The 17,755-nt window shown below is 73.7% G+C and carries 19 protein-coding genes and 1 pseudogene; 13 read left to right on the forward strand and 7 right to left on the reverse strand.

The window, feature by feature from the left end:
* Positions 1 to 151: 151 nt before the first annotated feature.
* Genes F0L68_RS03685 through F0L68_RS03695 form a run of 3 tightly spaced genes read left to right on the forward strand, consistent with a single transcriptional unit; the run spans position 152 to position 3,062 of the window.
* Positions 152 to 817, forward strand: coding sequence for an HAD family hydrolase (locus tag F0L68_RS03685; RefSeq protein WP_223198462.1), 666 nt, complete (start codon positions 152 to 154; stop codon positions 815 to 817).
* Entirely contained in the window at positions 814 to 1,851 is a 1,038-nt protein-coding gene (locus tag F0L68_RS03690) for a phosphotransferase family protein (RefSeq protein ID WP_149847973.1), read from the forward strand. The genes F0L68_RS03685 and F0L68_RS03690 overlap by 4 nt, the downstream gene beginning before the upstream one ends.
* Positions 1,851 to 3,062, forward strand: a complete 1,212-nt coding sequence (locus F0L68_RS03695; RefSeq protein ID WP_149847974.1) for an acyl-CoA dehydrogenase family protein — start codon at positions 1,851 to 1,853, stop codon at positions 3,060 to 3,062. The genes F0L68_RS03690 and F0L68_RS03695 overlap by 1 nt, the downstream gene beginning before the upstream one ends.
* A 55-nt stretch (positions 3,063 to 3,117) precedes the next feature.
* Here the strand turns inward: F0L68_RS03695 and F0L68_RS03700 are convergent, their stop codons facing one another.
* On the reverse strand, positions 3,118 to 5,634 hold the full coding sequence (locus F0L68_RS03700; RefSeq protein WP_149847975.1) for an FtsX-like permease family protein: 2,517 nt from the start codon (positions 5,632 to 5,634) through the stop codon (positions 3,118 to 3,120).
* The gene (locus F0L68_RS03705; RefSeq protein WP_188316369.1) at positions 5,634 to 6,380 is read right to left on the reverse strand and encodes an ABC transporter ATP-binding protein; all 747 of its coding nucleotides are present in this window, start codon (positions 6,378 to 6,380) and stop codon (positions 5,634 to 5,636) included. The genes F0L68_RS03700 and F0L68_RS03705 overlap by 1 nt, the downstream gene beginning before the upstream one ends.
* Before the next feature lie 140 nt (positions 6,381 to 6,520).
* Between F0L68_RS03705 and F0L68_RS03710 the strand changes: the two genes are divergently transcribed.
* A complete protein-coding gene (locus F0L68_RS03710; protein ID WP_149847976.1) occupies positions 6,521 to 7,195 on the forward strand; it encodes a response regulator transcription factor in 675 nt (224 codons plus the stop codon).
* Entirely contained in the window at positions 7,188 to 8,675 is a 1,488-nt protein-coding gene (locus F0L68_RS03715) for a sensor histidine kinase (protein ID WP_149847977.1), read from the forward strand. The genes F0L68_RS03710 and F0L68_RS03715 overlap by 8 nt, the downstream gene beginning before the upstream one ends.
* Before the next feature lie 52 nt (positions 8,676 to 8,727).
* Here F0L68_RS03715 and F0L68_RS03720 read toward each other — a convergent pair whose 3' ends face one another.
* Positions 8,728 to 9,402: a response regulator gene (locus tag F0L68_RS03720; RefSeq protein WP_149847978.1), complete on the reverse strand. Its 675-nt coding sequence runs from the start codon at positions 9,400 to 9,402 to the stop codon at positions 8,728 to 8,730.
* Entirely contained in the window at positions 9,399 to 10,574 is a 1,176-nt protein-coding gene (locus F0L68_RS03725) for a sensor histidine kinase (RefSeq protein ID WP_223198463.1), read from the reverse strand. The genes F0L68_RS03720 and F0L68_RS03725 overlap by 4 nt, the downstream gene beginning before the upstream one ends.
* A 132-nt stretch (positions 10,575 to 10,706) precedes the next feature.
* Here F0L68_RS03725 and F0L68_RS03730 point away from each other — a divergent pair.
* Positions 10,707 to 11,429 (forward strand): annotated as a pseudogene (locus F0L68_RS03730) (ABC transporter ATP-binding protein); the annotation flags it as partial.
* A gap of 11 nt (positions 11,430 to 11,440) precedes the next feature.
* Positions 11,441 to 12,271, forward strand: coding sequence for an ABC transporter permease (locus F0L68_RS03735; protein WP_223198464.1), 831 nt, complete (start codon positions 11,441 to 11,443; stop codon positions 12,269 to 12,271).
* 43 nt (positions 12,272 to 12,314) lie between these two features.
* On the opposite strand, the gene F0L68_RS03740 is transcribed toward F0L68_RS03735, so the two are convergent.
* Positions 12,315 to 13,133, reverse strand: coding sequence for an NAD(P)H-binding protein (locus tag F0L68_RS03740; protein WP_149847980.1), 819 nt, complete (start codon positions 13,131 to 13,133; stop codon positions 12,315 to 12,317).
* A gap of 97 nt (positions 13,134 to 13,230) precedes the next feature.
* Here F0L68_RS03740 and F0L68_RS03745 point away from each other — a divergent pair, with 97 nt between their 5' ends.
* From F0L68_RS03745 to F0L68_RS03765, 5 genes are all read left to right on the forward strand, one after another.
* Positions 13,231 to 13,860, forward strand: a complete 630-nt coding sequence (locus tag F0L68_RS03745) for a TetR/AcrR family transcriptional regulator (RefSeq protein ID WP_223198465.1) — start codon at positions 13,231 to 13,233, stop codon at positions 13,858 to 13,860.
* A gap of 31 nt (positions 13,861 to 13,891) precedes the next feature.
* A complete protein-coding gene (locus F0L68_RS03750; RefSeq protein ID WP_223198466.1) occupies positions 13,892 to 14,404 on the forward strand; it encodes a MarR family winged helix-turn-helix transcriptional regulator in 513 nt (170 codons plus the stop codon).
* Between the two features lie 100 nt (positions 14,405 to 14,504).
* Positions 14,505 to 15,002: a hypothetical protein gene (locus tag F0L68_RS03755; protein ID WP_149847982.1), complete on the forward strand. Its 498-nt coding sequence runs from the start codon at positions 14,505 to 14,507 to the stop codon at positions 15,000 to 15,002.
* A gap of 8 nt (positions 15,003 to 15,010) precedes the next feature.
* Positions 15,011 to 15,859 (forward strand): SDR family oxidoreductase, encoded by an 849-nt coding sequence (locus tag F0L68_RS03760; protein WP_223198467.1) that lies wholly within the window; start codon positions 15,011 to 15,013, stop codon positions 15,857 to 15,859.
* A gap of 65 nt (positions 15,860 to 15,924) precedes the next feature.
* A complete protein-coding gene (locus F0L68_RS03765) occupies positions 15,925 to 16,452 on the forward strand; it encodes a GNAT family N-acetyltransferase (RefSeq protein WP_306463140.1) in 528 nt (175 codons plus the stop codon).
* A gap of 22 nt (positions 16,453 to 16,474) precedes the next feature.
* Here the strand turns inward: F0L68_RS03765 and F0L68_RS03770 are convergent, their stop codons facing one another.
* Positions 16,475 to 17,164 (reverse strand): aspartate/glutamate racemase family protein, encoded by a 690-nt coding sequence (locus tag F0L68_RS03770; RefSeq protein ID WP_149847984.1) that lies wholly within the window; start codon positions 17,162 to 17,164, stop codon positions 16,475 to 16,477.
* A 72-nt stretch (positions 17,165 to 17,236) separates the two neighbouring features.
* On the opposite strand from F0L68_RS03770, the gene F0L68_RS03775 reads away from it, so the two are divergent.
* Complete coding sequence (locus F0L68_RS03775) at positions 17,237 to 17,542, forward strand: zinc-binding dehydrogenase (protein WP_223198487.1); 306 nt, start codon at positions 17,237 to 17,239, stop codon at positions 17,540 to 17,542.
* A gap of 60 nt (positions 17,543 to 17,602) precedes the next feature.
* On the opposite strand, the gene F0L68_RS42125 is transcribed toward F0L68_RS03775, so the two are convergent.
* Positions 17,603 to 17,743: a hypothetical protein gene (locus F0L68_RS42125; protein ID WP_188316370.1), complete on the reverse strand. Its 141-nt coding sequence runs from the start codon at positions 17,741 to 17,743 to the stop codon at positions 17,603 to 17,605.
* Positions 17,744 to 17,755: the final 12 nt, after the last annotated feature.

A 17,755-nucleotide genomic window follows, 5' to 3' on the forward strand; every position in this document is an offset into this window, starting at 1 on the left:
GCCCAAGATCACCTGCCGGGTCAGAGTGTTGTTCGCGAAGGCCGCGCGCGGTACCGCAAAACCTCTGGTCAGCACCGCAATGCCGACGGGGTGGTACCGCAATGACAGGTCGACCGTTGTCCACATACCGACCGGTCGGTACCCTGGCCGGGTGAGCAACGAGCGAACGCGTCAGGTGGACGCGGTGGTGCTGGACTACGGCGGCGTGCTGACGGTCTCGGTCCGCCAGTTCATCGACGACTGGCTGCGCGAGGAGCGCGTGGACACCGAGCGCTACGCCGACACCATGCGCGGCTGGCTCAGCCACGAGGCCGCCGTGGGAAACCCCGTGCACCTGCTGGAGACCGGCGAGCTGACCGTGGCCGAGTTCGAGGCGCTGCTGGCCGCCGAGCTGCGCACCCTCGACGGCGCGCCGGTGCCCGCAGCCGGCCTGCTGCGCCGCATGTTCGGCCGCGCGACCCCCGACCCGGACATGATCGAGCTGGTCAGGGACGCGCAGGCGCTCGGCCTGCGCACCGCGCTGCTGTCCAACAGCTGGGGCGAGGGCTACCCCGAGGCCCTGCTCGCCGAGCTGTTCGAGGTCGTGGTGATCAGCGGCCGCATCGGGCTGCGCAAGCCGGACCCGCAGATCTACCAGTACCTGCTCGACCAGCTCGACATGCCGGCCGACCGCTGCGTGTTCCTCGACGACTCGCCCGCCAACGTGACCGCGGCCCAGGACGCCGGCCTGCACGCATTCCGGCACGCCGACGCGGCAAGCAGCCGCGCCGCGCTCAGCGCGCTCGTGCCGGCGCTGGCGGGGACGGCGCATCGATGACGCCACCGCCCGGCCTCGACCTCGACGCGCTCACCGGCTACCTGCGCGCGACCCGGCCCGACCTGGTGTCCGGCCCGCTGTCCGCCGAGCTGATCCCCGGCGGCCGGTCCAACCTCACCTACCGGCTCACCGACGGGCACCACGACTGGGTGCTGCGCCGCCCGCCGCTCGGGCACGTGCTGGCCACCGCGCACGACATGGGCCGCGAACACCGGATCATCTCCGCGCTGGCCGACACCGCCGTGCCGGTGCCGCACGCCGAGCTGCTCTGCACCGACACCGAGGTGCTCGGCGCGCCGTTCTACCTGATGGAGCACGTGGCCGGCAGCCCGCTGCGCACCCCGGCCGACTGCGCGTGGCTGACCGAGGCGCAGGCCGGCGAGCTGTCCGGCAGGCTCGTCGACGTGCTCGCCGACCTGCACGCCGTGCCGCCGGAGCAGGTCGGGCTCGGCGACTTCGGCCGCCCCGACGGGTTCCTGCACCGCCAGGTCGCCAGATGGCGCAAGCAGCTGGACGCCTCGCGCAGCCGGCAGCTCGCCGGCATCGACGAGCTGCACGAGTGGCTGTCCGCCACCGTGCCTCAGTCGCCTGCCGCGACGATCGTGCACGGCGACTACCGACTGGACAACGTCCTGGTGACCGAGCGGCCGCTGGCGATCAGCGCGGTGCTCGACTGGGAGATGGCCACCCTCGGCGACCCGCTGGCCGACCTCGGGCTGCTCTGTGTCTACTGGCGCGGCCTCGGCGCGGCCAACGATCCGATCACCGGCGGCGTCTCGGCCCTGCCCGGTTTCTGGTCGGCCGACCAGCTGGTGGCGCGCTACGCCGAACGCAGCGGCCTCGACGTCAGCGGGCTCGGCTGGTACGTGGCGTTCGGGTACTTCAAGCTCGCCGTGATCGTCGAGGGCATCCACTACCGGTTCACCACCGGCGGCACCGTGGGCGCCGGGTTCGAACGCCTCGGCGCGATGACCGAGCCGCTGGTGCGCCAGGGCCTGGCCGCGTCCCGCCACACCACAACGGGAGATGTCTGATGGACTTCGCTTTCGACGCGCGGACCGAGGAACTGCGGGCCGAGCTGCTCGCCTTCATGGACGAGTTCGTGTACCCGGCAGAGCCGGTCTTCGCCGAGCAGTTGGCCACCTCGACACCGCAGTGGGCGCGGCCCGCGGTCGTCGAGGAGCTCAAGTCGCAGGCGAGGGCGCGCGGGCTGTGGAACCTGTTCCTGCCCGACGCCGAGCACGGCGCGGGCCTGACCAACCTCCAGTACGCGCCGTTGGCCGAGATCACCGGCCGCAGCCCGGCGATCGCGCCCGAGGCGCTCAACTGCGCCGCGCCCGACACCGGCAACATGGAGCTGCTGGCCGAGTTCGGCAGCCCCGAGCAGCAGCAGCGGTGGCTGACCCCGTTGCTGGACGGGCGGATCCGGTCCGCGTTCTGCATGACCGAGCCCGAGGTCGCCTCCTCCGACGCCACCAACGTGGCGACCAGGATCGACCGCGACGGCGACCACTACGTCATCAACGGCCACAAGTGGTGGTCCTCGGGCGCGATGAGCCCGCAGTGCGAGATCCTCATCGTGATGGGCAAGACCGACTCGTCCGCCGAGCGCCACCAGCAGCAGAGCATGGTGCTGGTGCCCACCGACACCCCGGGAGTGACGATCCGGCGCGGCGTGCACGTGTTCGGATACACCGACTCCGCGCACGGCGGCCACGGCGAGGTCGAGTTCCGCGACGTCCGGGTGCCGGTGTCGAACCTGATCGGCGGCGAGGGCACGGGTTTCGCGATCGCCCAGGCCAGGCTCGGCCCCGGCCGCATCCACCACTGCATGCGGCTGATCGGCATGGCCGAGCGCGCGCTGGAACTGATGTGCCGCAGGGTTTCCGCGCGTGTCGCCTTCGGGAAACCGTTGGCGCAGCAGGGTGTCATCCAGGAGTGGATCGCGGAGGCGCGGGTGCGCATCGAGGGCGCCAGGCTGCTGGTGCTCAAGACCGCGTGGCTGATGGACACCGTGGGCAACAAGGGCGCGCACACCGAGATCCAGGCCATCAAGATCGGCACGCCGCTGATGGCGGAGTGGGTCATCGACAAGGCGATCCAGGCGCACGGCGGCGGCGGCGTGAGCCAGGACTTCCCGCTGGCGCAGCTGTGGGCGCAGGCGCGGCTGCTGCGCCTGGCCGACGGGCCGGACGAGGTGCACAGGATGTCGCTGGCCAAGCGGGAACTCAAGCGATACCAGTAGGTTCCGCCGGGTTCCTGGGATGCGCCCGCGAGCACATCCCAGGGACCCGGTCGTCCTACCGCTCCGCCATCCCGGCCACGAGCGAACCCCGCGCGGCGCGGCGGGCCGGGATCAGGGCGGCGAGCGGCGCGGCCAGCACCGCAGCCCCCAGCAGCACGCCGAGCCGGCCCAACGGCAGCGTGAACAGCACGGGTTGGGCACCGGTCGAGGCCACCCGCGCGAGCAGCCAGGCCGAGCCGACGCCGAGCAGCAACCCGCAGGCCGCGCCGAACAGCGCCACGAACACCGACTCCACCGCGATGGCGCCGCCGAGCCCGCCCCTGGTCAGCCCGAGCGCGCGCAGCAGGGCCGACTCGCGGGTCCGCTCAAGCACCGACAGCGACAGCGTGTTGGCGATGCCGGCGAACGCGATCAGCACGGCAAGCGCGGCCAGCGCCCACATCAGGTTCAGCGTGCCGCGCAGCGGCGCCGACATCCGGTCCTTGAGGTCGGCGACGCTGTTGAGCGTGGCGAGCGGCGCGGCGGCCAGCGCCCGTTCCAGCGCGGGCCGGACCTGGTTCGGGTCGGCGCCCTCGGCGAGCCGAACCAGGATGCTGCCGTCGTAGCTGAATCCGGTGGGGTCCAGCGCCGGCAGCTGGCCGAGGTCGACCACGGCGAGCCGGAGGTCGACGCCGGGGGCCTGGACGCTGTCGTAGACCGCGACGGCCCGCAGCGGGACCGGGTTGCCCCGGGGGCCCGCCTGCACGGTGTCGCCGACGGCGACCCCCGTCTGCCTGGCGAGTTCCTGGCTCACGGCCAGTTCCCCTGGACCGAGCCGGTCGAGGTGGCCGGACAACACCACGGGCCGCAGCAGGCCGCCGAACGCGTCGCCGCGCACGGCGGTCATGCCCCAGCCCCCGAGCGCGCCGAGGTCCCCCGAGAACGACACCCTCGGCGCGGCGGCCGCGACGCCGGGGACGGCGGCGAGGGTGGCCGGGAGGGTCGGCGGCAGCGGCTGGCTGTCGAGCAGCGAGGTGACGGTGAACTGGGCCGCCAGCTGCTGGTCGAGACTGCGGCTCTGGCCTGCCTCGACGCCGGCCGCCATCGTGGTCACCAGCGACACGACGGCCAGCCCGATGGTGAGCGCGGCGGCGCTGGCCGCGGTGCGCTTCGGGTTCCGGCCGGCGTTGAGCGCGGCCAGCCTCGCGGACCGGCCGAGCATCGGGGCGCAGATCGCGCCGAGCGCCCGCATGACCGAGCCCACCAGCAGCGGCCCCGTGGCAAGCACCGCGCCGAGCAGCGCGACCATCGCCGCGACGGAGAGCGCGGCCCCCGCCTGCGCCTCGACGCGCAGCGCGAACACGGCCGCGCCGACACCCACCGCGAGCAGCGCGAGCCCGGCGATCGTCCTCGGCCGCCCGGCGCGGGCCGACCTGCCCTCCAGCGGCGTCCGCAGCGCGTCGACCGGGGCGACCCTGGTCGCCGCCCTGGCCGGCAGCGCCGCGGCCAGGGCCGTCACCAGCACCCCGATCGCCAAGGAAGCGACGACCGTCCGCGCGGTGACGGGGAGGTACACCGTCGCGTGATGCCCGCCGAGCGCGCCGACGATCGACTGGAGGGCGGCGGCGACGCCGCGCCCGCCGCACAGCCCGACCACGGACGCGACCGCGCCGACCGCGGCGGCTTCGGCGAGCACGGACGCGAACACCTGGCGTTTCCCCGCCCCGACGCAGCGCAGCAGCGCCAGCTCCCTGGCCCGCTGCGCGACGAGGATCGTGAACGAGTTGATGATCACCATCGCGGCCACGATCATCGCGAGCACGGCGAACGCGGTGAAGAAGCCGGTCAGGCCGCTGGAGTCGGGAGCCGTGTTGTCGAGGAGCCGCGCGGCGGCCTCCTGCCCGGTCACCACCTCGACGCCCCGGCCGCCGACGGCCCCGGTGAGGTCGGCGACGAGCCTCGGTCGGCCGACACCCGGTGTCGCGCGCACCACGATCTCGTCGAACCCCTGCCCCCTGGCCAGTTGGCGCAGGGCCTCGGGCAGCAGCACCAGCGCGGCCGCGCCGATGCCGGCGTCGGTCGGCCGGGTGACGGTGCCGACCAGCGTGAAGGTGTGCTGCCGGCCGTCCTGGTCGAGGACGGTCACGAGTTGGCCAAGCGCGTGGCCCTCGGCGGTGTCCCGCTCGATCGCGATCTCGCCGGCAGTGCCGGGAAGTCGACCGTCGGCGAGGTCGAAGGGGCGCAGCCCCTGATCGGCCGGCAACGTGGTCGCGCTGGTTTCCCTCGGGCGGCCCGAGGCGTCACGCAGCAGCGCGCCGACGGTGCTGCGGCCCTCGGCCGCGGCGACGCCGTGCACCCCGCGGACCGTGGCCAGCAGTTCGTCGTCGAGCGCGGCCCCGCCCCGGCGGGTCTGGCTGATCGACGCATCCACCCCTCGGGTCTGGACGGCGACGGCGTCGCGGAGTCCGGCGTGGACGGCGTCGGACAGCACGAGCGACCCGGCGACGAAGGCGACGCCGAGCGCGACGGCGACGGCCGAGAGCAGCAGGCGCAGGGGGCGGGCCCGCAGCCCGGCCAGGACGGTTCGCAGCATCACACCCCCAGGTTCGTCAGCGCCGCGAGCACGGTGTCGGCGGTGGGGCGGGTGAGGTGGGCGGCGACGCGGCCGTCGGCCAGCAACACGCCGTGGTCGGTGTAGGACGCGGCGACGGGGTCGTGGGTCACCATCACAACGGTCTGGTCGAGTTCGCGGACCGAGGTGCGCAGGAAGTCGAGCACCTCGGCGCCGGCGCGCGAGTCGAGGTTGCCGGTCGGCTCGTCGGCGAACACGACCTGCGGCCGGCCGACGAGTGCCCTGGCGCACGCCACCCGCTGCTGCTGGCCGCCCGAGAGCTCGCCCGGCGTGTGCCGCAGCCGGGTGCGCAGGCCGAGCGCGTCGACGACCGTGTCGAACCACGCCAGGTCGGGTCGGCGGCCGGCGAGCCGCAGGCCGAGCAGGATGTTGTCCTGCGCGGTCATGGTCGGCAACAGGTTGAACGACTGGAACACGAACCCGACCCGGTCCCGCCGCAGCCTGGTCAGCGCCGCGTCGGACAGGCCGGTGAGGTCGGTCTGTCCGATCAGGACTTTCCCATCGTCCACAGTGTCCAGACCGGCCAGACAGTGCATGAGCGTGGACTTGCCAGAGCCGGACGGGCCCATGATCGCGGTGAAGCGGCGGGCGGCGAAGTCGACGGACACGTGGTCGAGCGCCCGCACCGCCGTGTCACCGTTTCCGTAGGTCTTCACGACGTCCGCCACGCCGGCCGCCGCCGGACCGTCCACTGTGTTCCCGAGCATGTGCTCCCCTGAACGAGCCTGGAAGACAGCCGCCCGTCGCGACCGCCACGGCGATCATCGCCGGGCGCGACTGAACGGCTCCTGAAGCGACCTGAACAACGCTTCAGGAACGGCCGCGCGGATCTGGGAGGATCGACTCCATGCGGGTGCTGGTGGTCGAGGACGAGAGGCGGTTGGCCGAGACGCTCCAATGGGGGCTGGAGGCCGACGGCTACGCCGTGGACCTCGCGCACGACGGCGTGGACGGGCTTGAACTCGCGCAGTCGCATCCCTACCAGGTGATCGTGCTGGACATCATGCTGCCAAGGCTCAACGGCTACCGCGTCTGCGCGGCGCTGCGGGAACGCGGGGTGACGACGCCGATCCTCATGCTCACCGCCAAGAACGGCGAGTACGACGAGGCCGAGGCGCTGGACACCGGCGCGGACGACTTCCTGAGCAAACCGTTCTCCTACGTGGTGCTCACGGCGCGGCTGCGCGCCCTCGTCCGCCGGGGCCGGACCGGCTCGGCCGCGCCGCTCGCCTTCGGCGACCTGGTGCTCGACCCGGCGCGGCGAACGTGCCGGCGCGCCGGTCAGCCGGTCACGCTGACCAGCAAGGAGTTCGCGGTGCTCGAGTGCCTGCTGCGGCAGCAGGGGCAGGTCGTCGCCAAGCGCGAGATCCTCGAGCAGGTGTGGGACCTGGCCTATCGGGGCGACCCGAACATCGTCGAGGTCTACGTGAGCGCGTTGCGGCGGAAGCTGGACGCGCCGTTCGGCCGCCGCACCATCGCGACCGTGCGGGGCGTCGGCTACCGGCTGGTCGCGGATGAGTAGCTGGTGGCCGGTGTCGGTCCGGCGGAGCACCGCGCTGTCGGCCGCGCTGCTCTGCGCGGTGGTGTTCACGCTGGGGTGGCTGGGGACGCGCCTGTTCGTGAGCGGGCAGCTGACCGACAACGCCGTGAACGCGACACGCACCGAGCTGGACCAGTTGACCGCGGCCTACCGCGCGGCGTCGCTCGGCGGTGGGCGGGCCGCGCTGGCCGCGGCGGTCCCGAGCGGCGACGCGATGTTCGCGGTCGTCGCGGACTCCGGGCAGGCGGTGTTGAGCAGCGCCAACCTGCGCCGCCTCGATCCGGCGTGGACTCCGCCACCGCCCGCCCCTGCCGGGGCGCGGCCCGACTGGACCGCCACCACGAGCGTCACGCTGCGGCCCGGCCAGCATCCGCAGTGGCGCGAGTACCGCGCCTACACCGTGGTGGGCCGCGTGCTCGACGACGTGCCCGCCGCCCTGGTGGAGCCGCTCGGCCGCGAGGGCCCGACCCTGGACCACGGGCTGGGCGGCGCGACCACGGCGACGCGCTACCGGCTCACGCTGTACCTGTTCGCGCAGCCGTGGAACACGGTGTCCGCGCTGCGCCTGTTCGACGCCGCGTTGGCGTTCTTCGTGCCGTTGGCGGTACTGGTCACGGCCCTGGTCGCGTGGTTCGCGGCGGGGCGGGCGCTGCGGCCGGTCGAGGCGATCCGCCGGGAGCTGGCCGAGGTCAGCGGCAGCCAGCTCGACCGGCGCGTGCCGGTGCCCGACTCCCGCGACGAGATCGCCCGCCTGGCCCGCACCACGAACACGACCCTCGACCGGCTGCAACACGCGCACGACCAGCAGGAGCGCTTCGTCGCCGACGCCAGCCACGAGCTGCGCAGCCCGCTCGCGAACCTGCGGGCCGGTCTCGAGGTCGCGCTCGCGCACCAGGACCGGGCGGACTGGCCCGCCGTCGCCCACCGGTCGCTGCTGGACGTCCAGCGCCTCCAGCGGATCACGGCGGATCTGCTCCAGCTCGCCGCCGACCCGACCGAGGTTCCCTCGGCGTCGGAGGTCGTCGACCTCGCGGACGTCGTCGAGGAACAGGTGGCCGAACGCTCGCTCGCGCCGAGCGGCCCGACCGTCAAGTCCATTGTGGACGGACCGGCGCCGGTGGTCGGCGAAGCAGTTCAGCTCGAACGCCTCCTGCGCAACCTGGTGGACAACGCGGTGCGGCACGGGCACTCCGTGGTCACCGTGCGCCTGACCGCAGCGCAGGACGAGGTCGTCCTCGAGGTGCTCGACGACGGTCCCGGCATCCCCGCCGCCGACCGCGACCGCGTCTTCGACCGCTTCGCCCGCCTCGACGACGCGCGCGCGAGGGACGCGGGCGGGTCCGGCCTCGGCCTCACCCTCGCCCGCGACATCGCCACCCGACACGGCGGATCCCTCCGGGTGGCGGACAGCGACTCGGGCGCCAGGCTCGTCGCGCGCCTGCCCCGCGCGCAGTCACGCTGACGAGTTCCGGCGCGGGACCTCGGCCGCTGACCGCGCCTGTGTCGACGGCCGGTCAGTCGGCGGCGGGGACGACCACGCCGGCGTCGTAGGCCGCGATCACCAGTTGCGCGCGGTCGCGGGCGTGCAGCTTGGCCAGCAGGTGGCTCACGTGACTCTTGACCGTGCCGGCGCCGAGGTGCAGGTGCGCGGCGATCTCGCCGTTGGACAGCCCGCGCGCGATCAGGCCGAGCACCTCCAGCTCCCGCTCGGTGACCCCGGCCAGCCGCGCGGCCCTCGGCCGCGCCGCCTCCGGCTGCCGCGTGTACTCCGCGACCAGGCGCCGCGTCACGGTCGGCGCGAACAGGCCCTCGCCCGCGGCCACCACGTGGATGGCGGCCAACAGGTTGGCCGGCCGGGTGTCCTTGAGCAGGAACCCGCTGGCTCCGGCGCGCAGCGCCGCGTACACGTAACGGTCCAGGTCGAACATGGTGAGGATCAGGACGCGGGTACCGCTCGTCTCGGGGTCCGCACAGATCCGGGCCGTGGCCTCGATGCCGTCCAGCTCCGGCATCCGCACATCCATCAGCACGACGTCGGGGCGTTCCGCGCGCGTCAGCTCGACGGCCTCCGCGCCGGTCGCCGCCTCGCCGACCACGGTCAGGCCCGGCGCGGTGTCCACCAGGACCCGAAAGCTGCCGCGCAACAGCGCCTGGTCGTCGGCCACGAGCACCCGGACCGGCTCGGTCACCGGTCGTCCCGTTCCTGGTAGGGCAGGCGGGCCGACACGGCGAAGCCGCCCTCCCGCCGCGTGCCGGCGCCGAACTCCCCGCCGTAGGCCATCGTCCGCTCCCACATGCCGACCAGCCCGTGCCCGGACCGGCCCTGCCCGGCACGCAGGCCGGGACCGTCGTCCGCGACCACCACGCGCACCTCCCGGCCGTCCGCCTCGACCGTCACGGCGGCCCGCGCGGGCGCGGCGTGCTTCACCACGTTCGTCAGCGCCTCCTGCACGATCCGGTACACCGACACCCCGACCCCCTCCGGCAGCTCGGTCGTCCCACGCACGTCCAGGTCGACCCGCACCCCGGCCATCGCGGCGCGCTCGGCCAGCGCCGGCAGGCCGGCGAGCCCCGGCACCGGGTCGAACTCGCCCTCCGGCGGGTCGGCGTCGGCCGGCTCGTCCGGCCGCAGCACGCCGAGGAGGTGGCGCAGCTCGGTGAGCGCGCCCCGGCTGGTGTCCTCGATGACGCGCAGCGCGTCGTGCGCCTCCTCGGGACGGGACCGCGCCACGTGGTTGGCGACGCCGGCCTTGACCGCGATCAACCCGATGCTGTGCGTCACCACGTCGTGCAGCTCCCGCGCGATGCGCAGGCGTTCCCCGAGCACGGCCCGGTCGGCGAGCTGGGCGGCGAACCTCGCGACGTAGGCGCGCCGGTCCCGCACGGCCCGGCCGATCGTCCAGGCTCCGCCGAGCAGGACCGCGCCGCGCAGCGCGAGCGCGAGGCCGTCCGCGTGCCAGGTCGGCGTGCCCGAGATCAGCGCCAGGGCAGCGAGCGCGCCGATCACCGGTGTCGGCACCCACCAGCGGCGCGGTTCGGCCAACGCGACCGGATACAGCGCGAAGGCCGCCATGGCGAACGGATCCCGCAGCACGCCGACCGCCAACGACAGCAGCGACATCGCCGCGACCACCCCGAACACCGGCACCGGCCACATCCGCCGCGCGGCACAGGGGAGCCCGACCCCGGCCACCAGCAGGCACTGCGCCCACACCGGCATGGCCGCGCCGCGCGCGGCGACGGTGACCGCGACGAGCACCGCCGTGTAGCCCGCCGCGATCACCGCGTCGACGGCGACCAGCCGGTCCCGACTCATCGGCCGGGCCACCCGGCGGCCGGCGGCCGCGTCGCTGTCACGCACCCACCGACGGTATCCGTTGCGATCATCGCGCACCTCTGCCCGTGGGCTGTCGGCCTCAGGTCCTGGTTGCCCACGCGGAACTCCGCCGCGGCTCCGATGCGCGCGAACCCGTTGCGCGGCAACGTTGTCAGGGTGATCGAAGTACTAGGACTCACCAAACGCTATGGGCGGGTCACCGCCGTCGACGACCTGACCTTCACGGTGCGGCCGGGGCAGGTGACCGGTTTCCTCGGCCCGAACGGCTCCGGCAAGTCCACCACCATGCGGGTGCTGCTCGGCCTCGCCACCCCGACCGGCGGCGACGCGCTGATCAACGGCCGCGACTACCGCACCGTCCGGCGTCCCCTGCACGAGGTCGGCGCGCTGCTCGACGCGAACCACGTGCACGGTGGGCGGCGGGCCGCCACGCACCTGGCCTGCCTCGCGCGCGGCAACGGCATCGGGCAGGCGCGGGTGACGGCCGTGCTCGACCAGGTGGGGCTCGCCGATGTCGCCCGCGACCGCGTCGCCGGTTTCTCCCTTGGCATGCGGCAGCGCCTCGGCATCGCGGCGGCGCTGCTCGGCGATCCCGGGGTGCTGGTGTTCGACGAGCCGGTCAACGGGCTGGATCCCGAGGGCGTGCGCTGGATCCGCGAGCTGATGCGGTCGCTGGCGGCCGAGGGACGCACGGTGTTGCTGTCCAGTCACCTGATGAGCGAGGTGGCGCTGACCGCCGACCGGCTCGTGGTCGTCGGCCGGGGCAGGCTGATCGCGGACACCACCGTCACCGAGCTGACCCGGCGCGGCTCCCTGGAGGAGGCGTACCTGTCGCTTACGGCCGAAAGCGTGGCGCACCGCGCCGTCGCGCCAGCCGAGCGGGGCCGGCGATGAGCGCGCCGACGGCGGCGGAACGCCCCGGCATCGGGCGGTTGTCGGCCATGACCGCGATCCTGGCGGGGGAGTGGCTCAAGCTCCGGTCGCTGCGGGCGACCCGCGTGATCCTCGGCGTGGTCGCCGCGGCCGTGCTCGCCGTCGCGGCGCTGGCCTGGCACGTGGCGAACCTGTGGGACGGCCTGCCGCCCGACCAGCGCGGGCACCTGCGGGTGGCCGAGCTGGATCTGGTGGTGTCGCTGCCCGTCCAGCTCTGCATGGCCGTGCTCGGCGTCCTCGCGGTCACCTCCGAGTACGGCACCGGCATGATCCGCGCCAGCCTCGTGGCGGTGCCGCAGCGGCGCGCCCTGCTTGCCGCGAAGGCGGCGGTCGTCGCGGCCGTCGCGCTCGTCGTCGGCCTGGCGGCGCTGTTCGGGACCTTCTTCGCCGGCAAGCTGATCCTGGGCGACCGTCCCGTCGCCGGCTACGGGGCGCCGCTGTCGGACCGGCTGCCGATGCTGTTCGCCTCGGCGTTGTCGGTGTTGGTGTTCGCCGTGGTTGGCCTCGGTGTCGCGGCGGTGGCGCGGTCGGCGCTCGGCGTCAGCTCGGTCGTGGTCGCGCTGGTGTACGTGCTGCCGATGATCGCGATCAACCTGCCGAAACCGTGGAGCGACAGGGTTTACTCCCTGCTGCTGCCGGCGCTGCCCGGCCAGCTGGCCGAGTCGGGCTACGCCGGCATCCCGTACACGGGGATCCTGCCGCCGCCGGGGGCGCTCGCCGTGCTGGTGGCCTATCTGGCCCTGCCGTTGGGCGCGGCCATCGTGCTGATCCATCGTCGCGACGTGTGAGTGTGGCCGGGTGGATTCGGCGCGGCCCACCCGGCCACGCGGTCTACCGGAACGCGGCGGCGTGCTCCTCGGCCCAGTCGGCGAAGGCGCGCGGCGGCACGCCGGTGATGTCCTCCACGGCGGGGGACACCTCGTCCGGATGGTCGACGGCCCGGCCGAAGTAGTGCAGCAGCCCGTCGGCGATGGCGGGCGGGTAGTGCTCGGCGAGCATCGCGGCGCGGGCCTCGTCCACGGACAGCTCCTCGAACCGCAGCGGCCGACCGATCGCCTCGCCGATCAGCCGCACCTGGTCGACCGGGGTCAGCAGCTCGGGCCCGGAGAGCGTCGGGCTCGCGCCGACCAGCCCATCGGACAGCAGCGCGTGCGCGGCGACGGCGGCGATGTCGCGCTCGTCGATCGTCGCGCTCCTGGCCCGGCCGTGCGCGGCGCGCACGACTCCCTCCGCGCGGAGCTGCCCGGCCCACTGGAGGGTGTTGGTGTTGAACGCGCCCGGCCGCAGCAGCGTCCACTCCAGCCCGGAGTCCCGCACGGCCCGCTCGAGGTGCTGGTGCAGCGCGCCGATGACGTTGGCGGGGTCCTCGTGCAGGACCGAGTTCGAGGACAGCAGCACGACGCGCCGGACGCCGTGCGCCCTGGCCCGGCCGAACAGGTCCTCGGGGCCGTCCGGGACGGCGCTGTGGTTGAGGAACAGCGCCGTGACGCCGTCGAGGGGTTCCGCGCCGGTGCGCACCACGTCGACGCCGGCCGGGAACCGGGCCGTGGCGGGGTCGCGGGTGCCGGCGCGGACGGCGGCGCCCGCGTCGAGCAGGCTGTCCACGAGGTGTCGTCCGACGTTGCCGGTCGCCCCGGTGACCAGGTACATGGAGAGTCTCCTTCGGTCCGCCCGCACCATCGCAACTCCGAGTTGCGTTATGGTCATCGTGTCAGTGAGCGACGAGATAACGCAACTGGGAGTTGCATTGGAGCGGGATTCAGGGCGTGCGGGGCCGGTCGGCCGAGGCGAGAAGGTGCGCGTCGCCGTGCTCGCCGCGACGCTCGCCGAGCTGATCGACCGCGGTTACGCCGCACTCACCGTGGACCAGGTCGCGCAGCGCGCCGGGGTGCACAAGACCACCGTCTACCGGCGCTGGACGGACCGGCAGGCGGTCGTCGTTGACGCGCTCACGGACCTGGTCGGCGGGTCGATCCAGATACCCGACTCCGGCACCGTGGAGGACGACCTGCGGGAGCTCGCCCGCTCGCTGGTGCGCTGGCTGACCAGCCCGGCCGGGCGGGCGGTGCACGCGGTCATCCAGTCCGACGCCGTCCGCGTGCCGGAGATCGCCGAGGTCCAGCGGCGCTTCATCCAGGACCGCTACCGCCGCGCCGAACCCGTGGTGCGGCGGGCGATCGAGCGCGGCGAACTGCCGGCCGAGACCGACCCGACCGACCTGCTCCGCATGCTGATCGCGCCGATCCACTTCCGGCTGCACGTCGCCGCCGAGCCGGTGGATGAGGCCACCGCCGACCGGGCCGCGCGCGCGACGCTGGCCGCGGCGCGCGCCGGTGCGCTCAACCGACAGGCCGCGACCGTTTCCGATCGGCCTTGACGACGCACTAGTTAGCCGCCATACTATCTACGTGGCCGACGACATCGACAAGGGCGCCCCGACCCTCAATCAGGTGGCACAGCAGATCCGGCACTACGGCCTGGACGCCGACCCGCAGTCCGTGCTCGTGGCGGTGCGCCTGGTCGCGGCAGGGGTCATGCTCGGCCAGGCGGCCGAAGTGCACTTCGCCAGGTTCGGGCTGTCCACCGGGCGCTACCGCCTGCTGGCCGACCTGGAGGACAGCGCAGGGGAGAAGTCGCCGTCCCGGCTCGCCGCCAGCCTCGGCGTCTCCCGCGCCACGGTGACGGGCCTGGTCGACGGGCTGGAGCGGGACGGCCTGGTCATCCGGCGACCTTCGGCGGAGGACGGCAGGTCCGCCGCGGTCGTGCTGACCGCCCGAGGCGCGACGACGCTGCGCGAGCTGGCGCCGGAACACTTCGGCCGGCTGGAGGCGATGGTCGGCGAGCTGAGCGCCGACGAGCGCGCGACCTTCCTTGACCTGCTCGGCCGCATCGTCCGAGGCACCTCAGCCCTGGCCGAGTAGGCGTCGAACCGCTTTTCTGTCAACCGGAGAAGCGGATTCGTCTGCCCATGTAGTTAGCCGCCTAATTATGTATTTCCGCAATCGACACGCAGAAGGTGCCATGCGAAGAACACGAGACAGACAGCGCGCCGCCCCGGCGCGATTCGTCCTCTGGCGAGAAGTGGCGGCCGCCTATGTCGCGCCAGCGCTGATGGCCGGCCTCGGCGGCCTGGCCGCCCGGCAGCCGGAGCTCCAGCTGGCGGCGATCACCTCCATCGGCGGCACCTCCGCCGTCGTGGCCGCCCTGCTCGGCGCCTGGCTGACCCGGCGCGGCCGCCGACGCGCGTTGCTCCGATCGATGCCGCGAGTCCTCGCGGTCGTCCTCGTCAGCGCCGGAACGGCGCTGCTCGGCGGGCTCGCCGGCTGGCTCGTCGTCACCGGCGCGGCGGAATGGACCGGAGTGCGGCAGTGGCCGGTGCCCGAGCGCCTCCGGCTGGACCTGCCGCTGTCGGCGGCCATCGCCGGCGCGATCGTCACCTGGCGCTGGCGCGGCGTACAGCGCGCGACCGCCACGCCACACACCTCAGGCACCTCAGACACCAGAAAGGCCAACGCATGATCGTCATCATGGGAGCGACCGGACCGACCGGCGGCGCGCTGCTGGACCGACTCGTGGCGCTGGGCGTGCCGAGCCGGGCGCTGAGCCGCGACCCGGACCGGATCCGCGCCCGCTTCGGCGACCAGACCGAGGCTCGACGTGCCGACGCGACCGAGCCGGACTCGCTGCGCGCGGCCTTCACCGGCGCGAGCCAACTGTTCCTGACCATGGTCAACAGCCCGGCGCAGGTGGACATCGAGACCCGCGCGATCAGGATCGCCGTCGAGGCCGGCGTCGAACACATCGTCAAGCTCTCCGCCCCCAACCCGGCACCCGACTCGCCGGTCGCCATCGCCCGCTGGCACCACGCCATCGAGGAGGTGCTGCGCGGGTCCGGCGTCACACACACCGAGCTGCGGCCGTACGCGTTCATGCAGAAGCTGGTGCACCTCGCGCCCGCGGTCGCGGCGCGGGGCGTCATCCACGGCGCCATGCGGGACGCCGCCTGCAACTACATCGACTGCCGCGACATCGGCGACGTCGCCGCCGCCGCGTTGACCCGGCCGGAGGTCGCCGGGGGCGCCTACACCCTGACCGGGAGCCGCGCCGTCAGCTATCCCGAACTCGCCGACCTGCTCAGCACCCTCCTCGACCGGCGCATCCGCTACGTCGACCTCCCGCCCGACCAGCTGCGCCGCGACCTGGTCGAGCACGCGGGCATGCCCGGCTGGCTCGCCGCCCACCTGGTCGAGATCCAGCAGCTGGCGGTGGACCACCTCGAGGAGCCGACGGACACCGTCGCGCGCCTGCTCGGCAGGCCGCCGCGCACGCTGGAGGACTTCCTCCGCGAGAACCTCGGGCACTTCCGCCTGCCGTGACCCCGGCCGCACCAGCCGGGGAAAACCGCGTTGCGTCCCCACCATGGCGGCCCCACCATGTGCCGGTGCTGATCATTCGACGCGAGACCCCGGCCGACATCGACGCCGTGCACGCCGTGACCGAGGCGGCGTTCCGGCCGAGGGCGGAGCCGGGCCGGGACGAGACGATCGAGGTCGGGCTGCTCAGGGCGCTGCGCGGCGACGACGGGTGGATTCCGGCGCTGTCGTTGGTGGCCGTCGACGACGAAGGCGAGATCGTCGGGCACGTGCTGTGCACCAGGGCCACGGTGGGGGACACGCCGGTGCTCGGCCTCGGCCCGCTCAGCGTGCGCCCGGACCGGCAGCGCGGCGGCGTCGGCAAGGCCCTGGTGCACACCGTGCTCGGCGCCGCCGACGCCATGGGCGAGCCGCTGGTCGCCCTGCTCGGCGACCCGAACTACTACGGGCGGTTCGGCTTCCAGCTCAGCGACACCCACGGCGTCACCCCGCCCGTGCCCGAGTGGCAGCCGCACTTCCAGGTCCGCACCCTGCACGCCCACGACCCGTCCGTGCGCGGGCTGTTCGCCTACGCGGGCCCGTTCAACGAACTCTGACGCGACGCGCGGGGCCGGCTGGTCAGGCGAGGGCGGCGCGCACGGCGGCCTCGGCGTGCAGGGCCGTGGTCGGGAACACCGGCACCGGGCTGTTGGCCTCGGTGACCAACAGCTCGATCTCCGTGCACCCCAACACGATTCCCTCGCAGCCCTGGGCCACCAGCCGCGCGATGACCTCCGCGTAGCGACGCCTGCTCTCGTCGCGGATCACGCCGAGACACAGCTCCTCGTAGATCACCCTGTGCACCTCGGCGCGATCCGCGGGCCCCGGCACCACGGCCGTCACCCCCTGCGCGGCCAGCCGCTCCACCAGGAACGGCCGCTCCATCGTGAAGGCTGTGCCCAGCAGCCCCACTCGGCTCAGGCCGGCCCGCCGCACCGCCTCGGCGGTGACGTCGCCGATGTGCAGCACGGGCACCTCGACCGCCGCCTTCACGTCGTCGGCCACCAGGTGCATGGTGTTGGTGCAGATCAACACCAGGTCCGCGCCAGCGGCCACCAACCGGCGCGCCGCCTCGGCGAGGAGCTTCGCGGCGTCCGCCCACCGGCCCTCCGCCTGCTGCCGTTCGACCTCGGCGAAGTCCACCGACCACAGCACGCACCGCGCCGAGTGCAGGCCGCCGAGGCGATCCCGCACGCCCTCGTTGACCAGCCGGTAGTACAGCGCGGACGACTCCCAGCTCATCCCGCCGATCAGACCGATGGTGCGCACGGCTGCCCCCTTTCTCAGGCGAACTGCTCGCTGCCGACCACGCGCAGCAGCTCAAGGTAGTCGACGTTGGGCGTGCCGGGCTGCGGCGTGTCCGGCGCGGGTCAGGTGCTGGTCCGGGTCAAGGCCGCCGGCGTCAACCCGCTGGAGTCCGCGATCCGCGCAGGCGTCATGACCGAGGCGTACCCGGTGATCTTCCCCTCGGGGCAGGGCCGCGACCTCGCCGGGATTGTCGAGGTGCTGGCCGAACTCGCCGACCTGATCGACGCGGGACGCCTGGAGATCCCGATCGCGGCGACCTACCCGCTGGCCGAGGTGCAGGCCGCCTACAAGGAGCTCGAACAGCGCCACACCCGCGGCAAAATCGTCCTGCTGCCGTGATCTCCACCGCCGGTCCTGTTGGGGCGGATGGTCAACCACCCCAACAGGATTCGGCTCGGGTCAGCACTCCACGCGACCGCCGAGGCAGCCGACGTCGGTCGGCTGGAAGCTGTCGTGCCCGGTGTCGCAGCACATCGTCGGCTCCAGCACGCGCTCGTCGCGCTCGGGCAGTTCCTGAAGTTCGAGCACCTGGTCCTCCATAGCGTTTCACCT

This window comes from Solihabitans fulvus, assembly GCF_008386585.1.
Classification (GTDB): Bacteria; Actinomycetota; Actinomycetes; order Mycobacteriales; family Pseudonocardiaceae; genus Solihabitans; species Solihabitans fulvus.

Bases quoted from the DNA above. Each gene is read 5' to 3' on its own strand.
- F0L68_RS03760 (WP_223198467.1), top strand. From the start codon at position 15,011: ATGGGAGCGACCGGACCGACCGGCGGCGCGCTGCTGGACCGACTCGTG.
- F0L68_RS03705 (WP_188316369.1), bottom strand. From the start codon at position 6,380: ATGCTCGGGAACACAGTGGACGGTCCGGCGGCGGCCGGCGTGGCGGAC.
- F0L68_RS03740 (WP_149847980.1), bottom strand. From the start codon at position 13,133: ATGTACCTGGTCACCGGGGCGACCGGCAACGTCGGACGACACCTCGTG.
- F0L68_RS03715 (WP_149847977.1), top strand. From the start codon at position 7,188: ATGAGTAGCTGGTGGCCGGTGTCGGTCCGGCGGAGCACCGCGCTGTCG.
- F0L68_RS03690 (WP_149847973.1), top strand. From the start codon at position 814: ATGACGCCACCGCCCGGCCTCGACCTCGACGCGCTCACCGGCTACCTG.
- F0L68_RS03755 (WP_149847982.1), top strand. From the start codon at position 14,505: ATGCGAAGAACACGAGACAGACAGCGCGCCGCCCCGGCGCGATTCGTC.
- F0L68_RS03710 (WP_149847976.1), top strand. From the start codon at position 6,521: ATGCGGGTGCTGGTGGTCGAGGACGAGAGGCGGTTGGCCGAGACGCTC.
- F0L68_RS42125 (WP_188316370.1), bottom strand. From the start codon at position 17,743: ATGGAGGACCAGGTGCTCGAACTTCAGGAACTGCCCGAGCGCGACGAG.
- F0L68_RS03700 (WP_149847975.1), bottom strand. From the start codon at position 5,634: ATGCTGCGAACCGTCCTGGCCGGGCTGCGGGCCCGCCCCCTGCGCCTG.
- F0L68_RS03695 (WP_149847974.1), top strand. From the start codon at position 1,851: ATGGACTTCGCTTTCGACGCGCGGACCGAGGAACTGCGGGCCGAGCTG.
- F0L68_RS03735 (WP_223198464.1), top strand. From the start codon at position 11,441: ATGAGCGCGCCGACGGCGGCGGAACGCCCCGGCATCGGGCGGTTGTCG.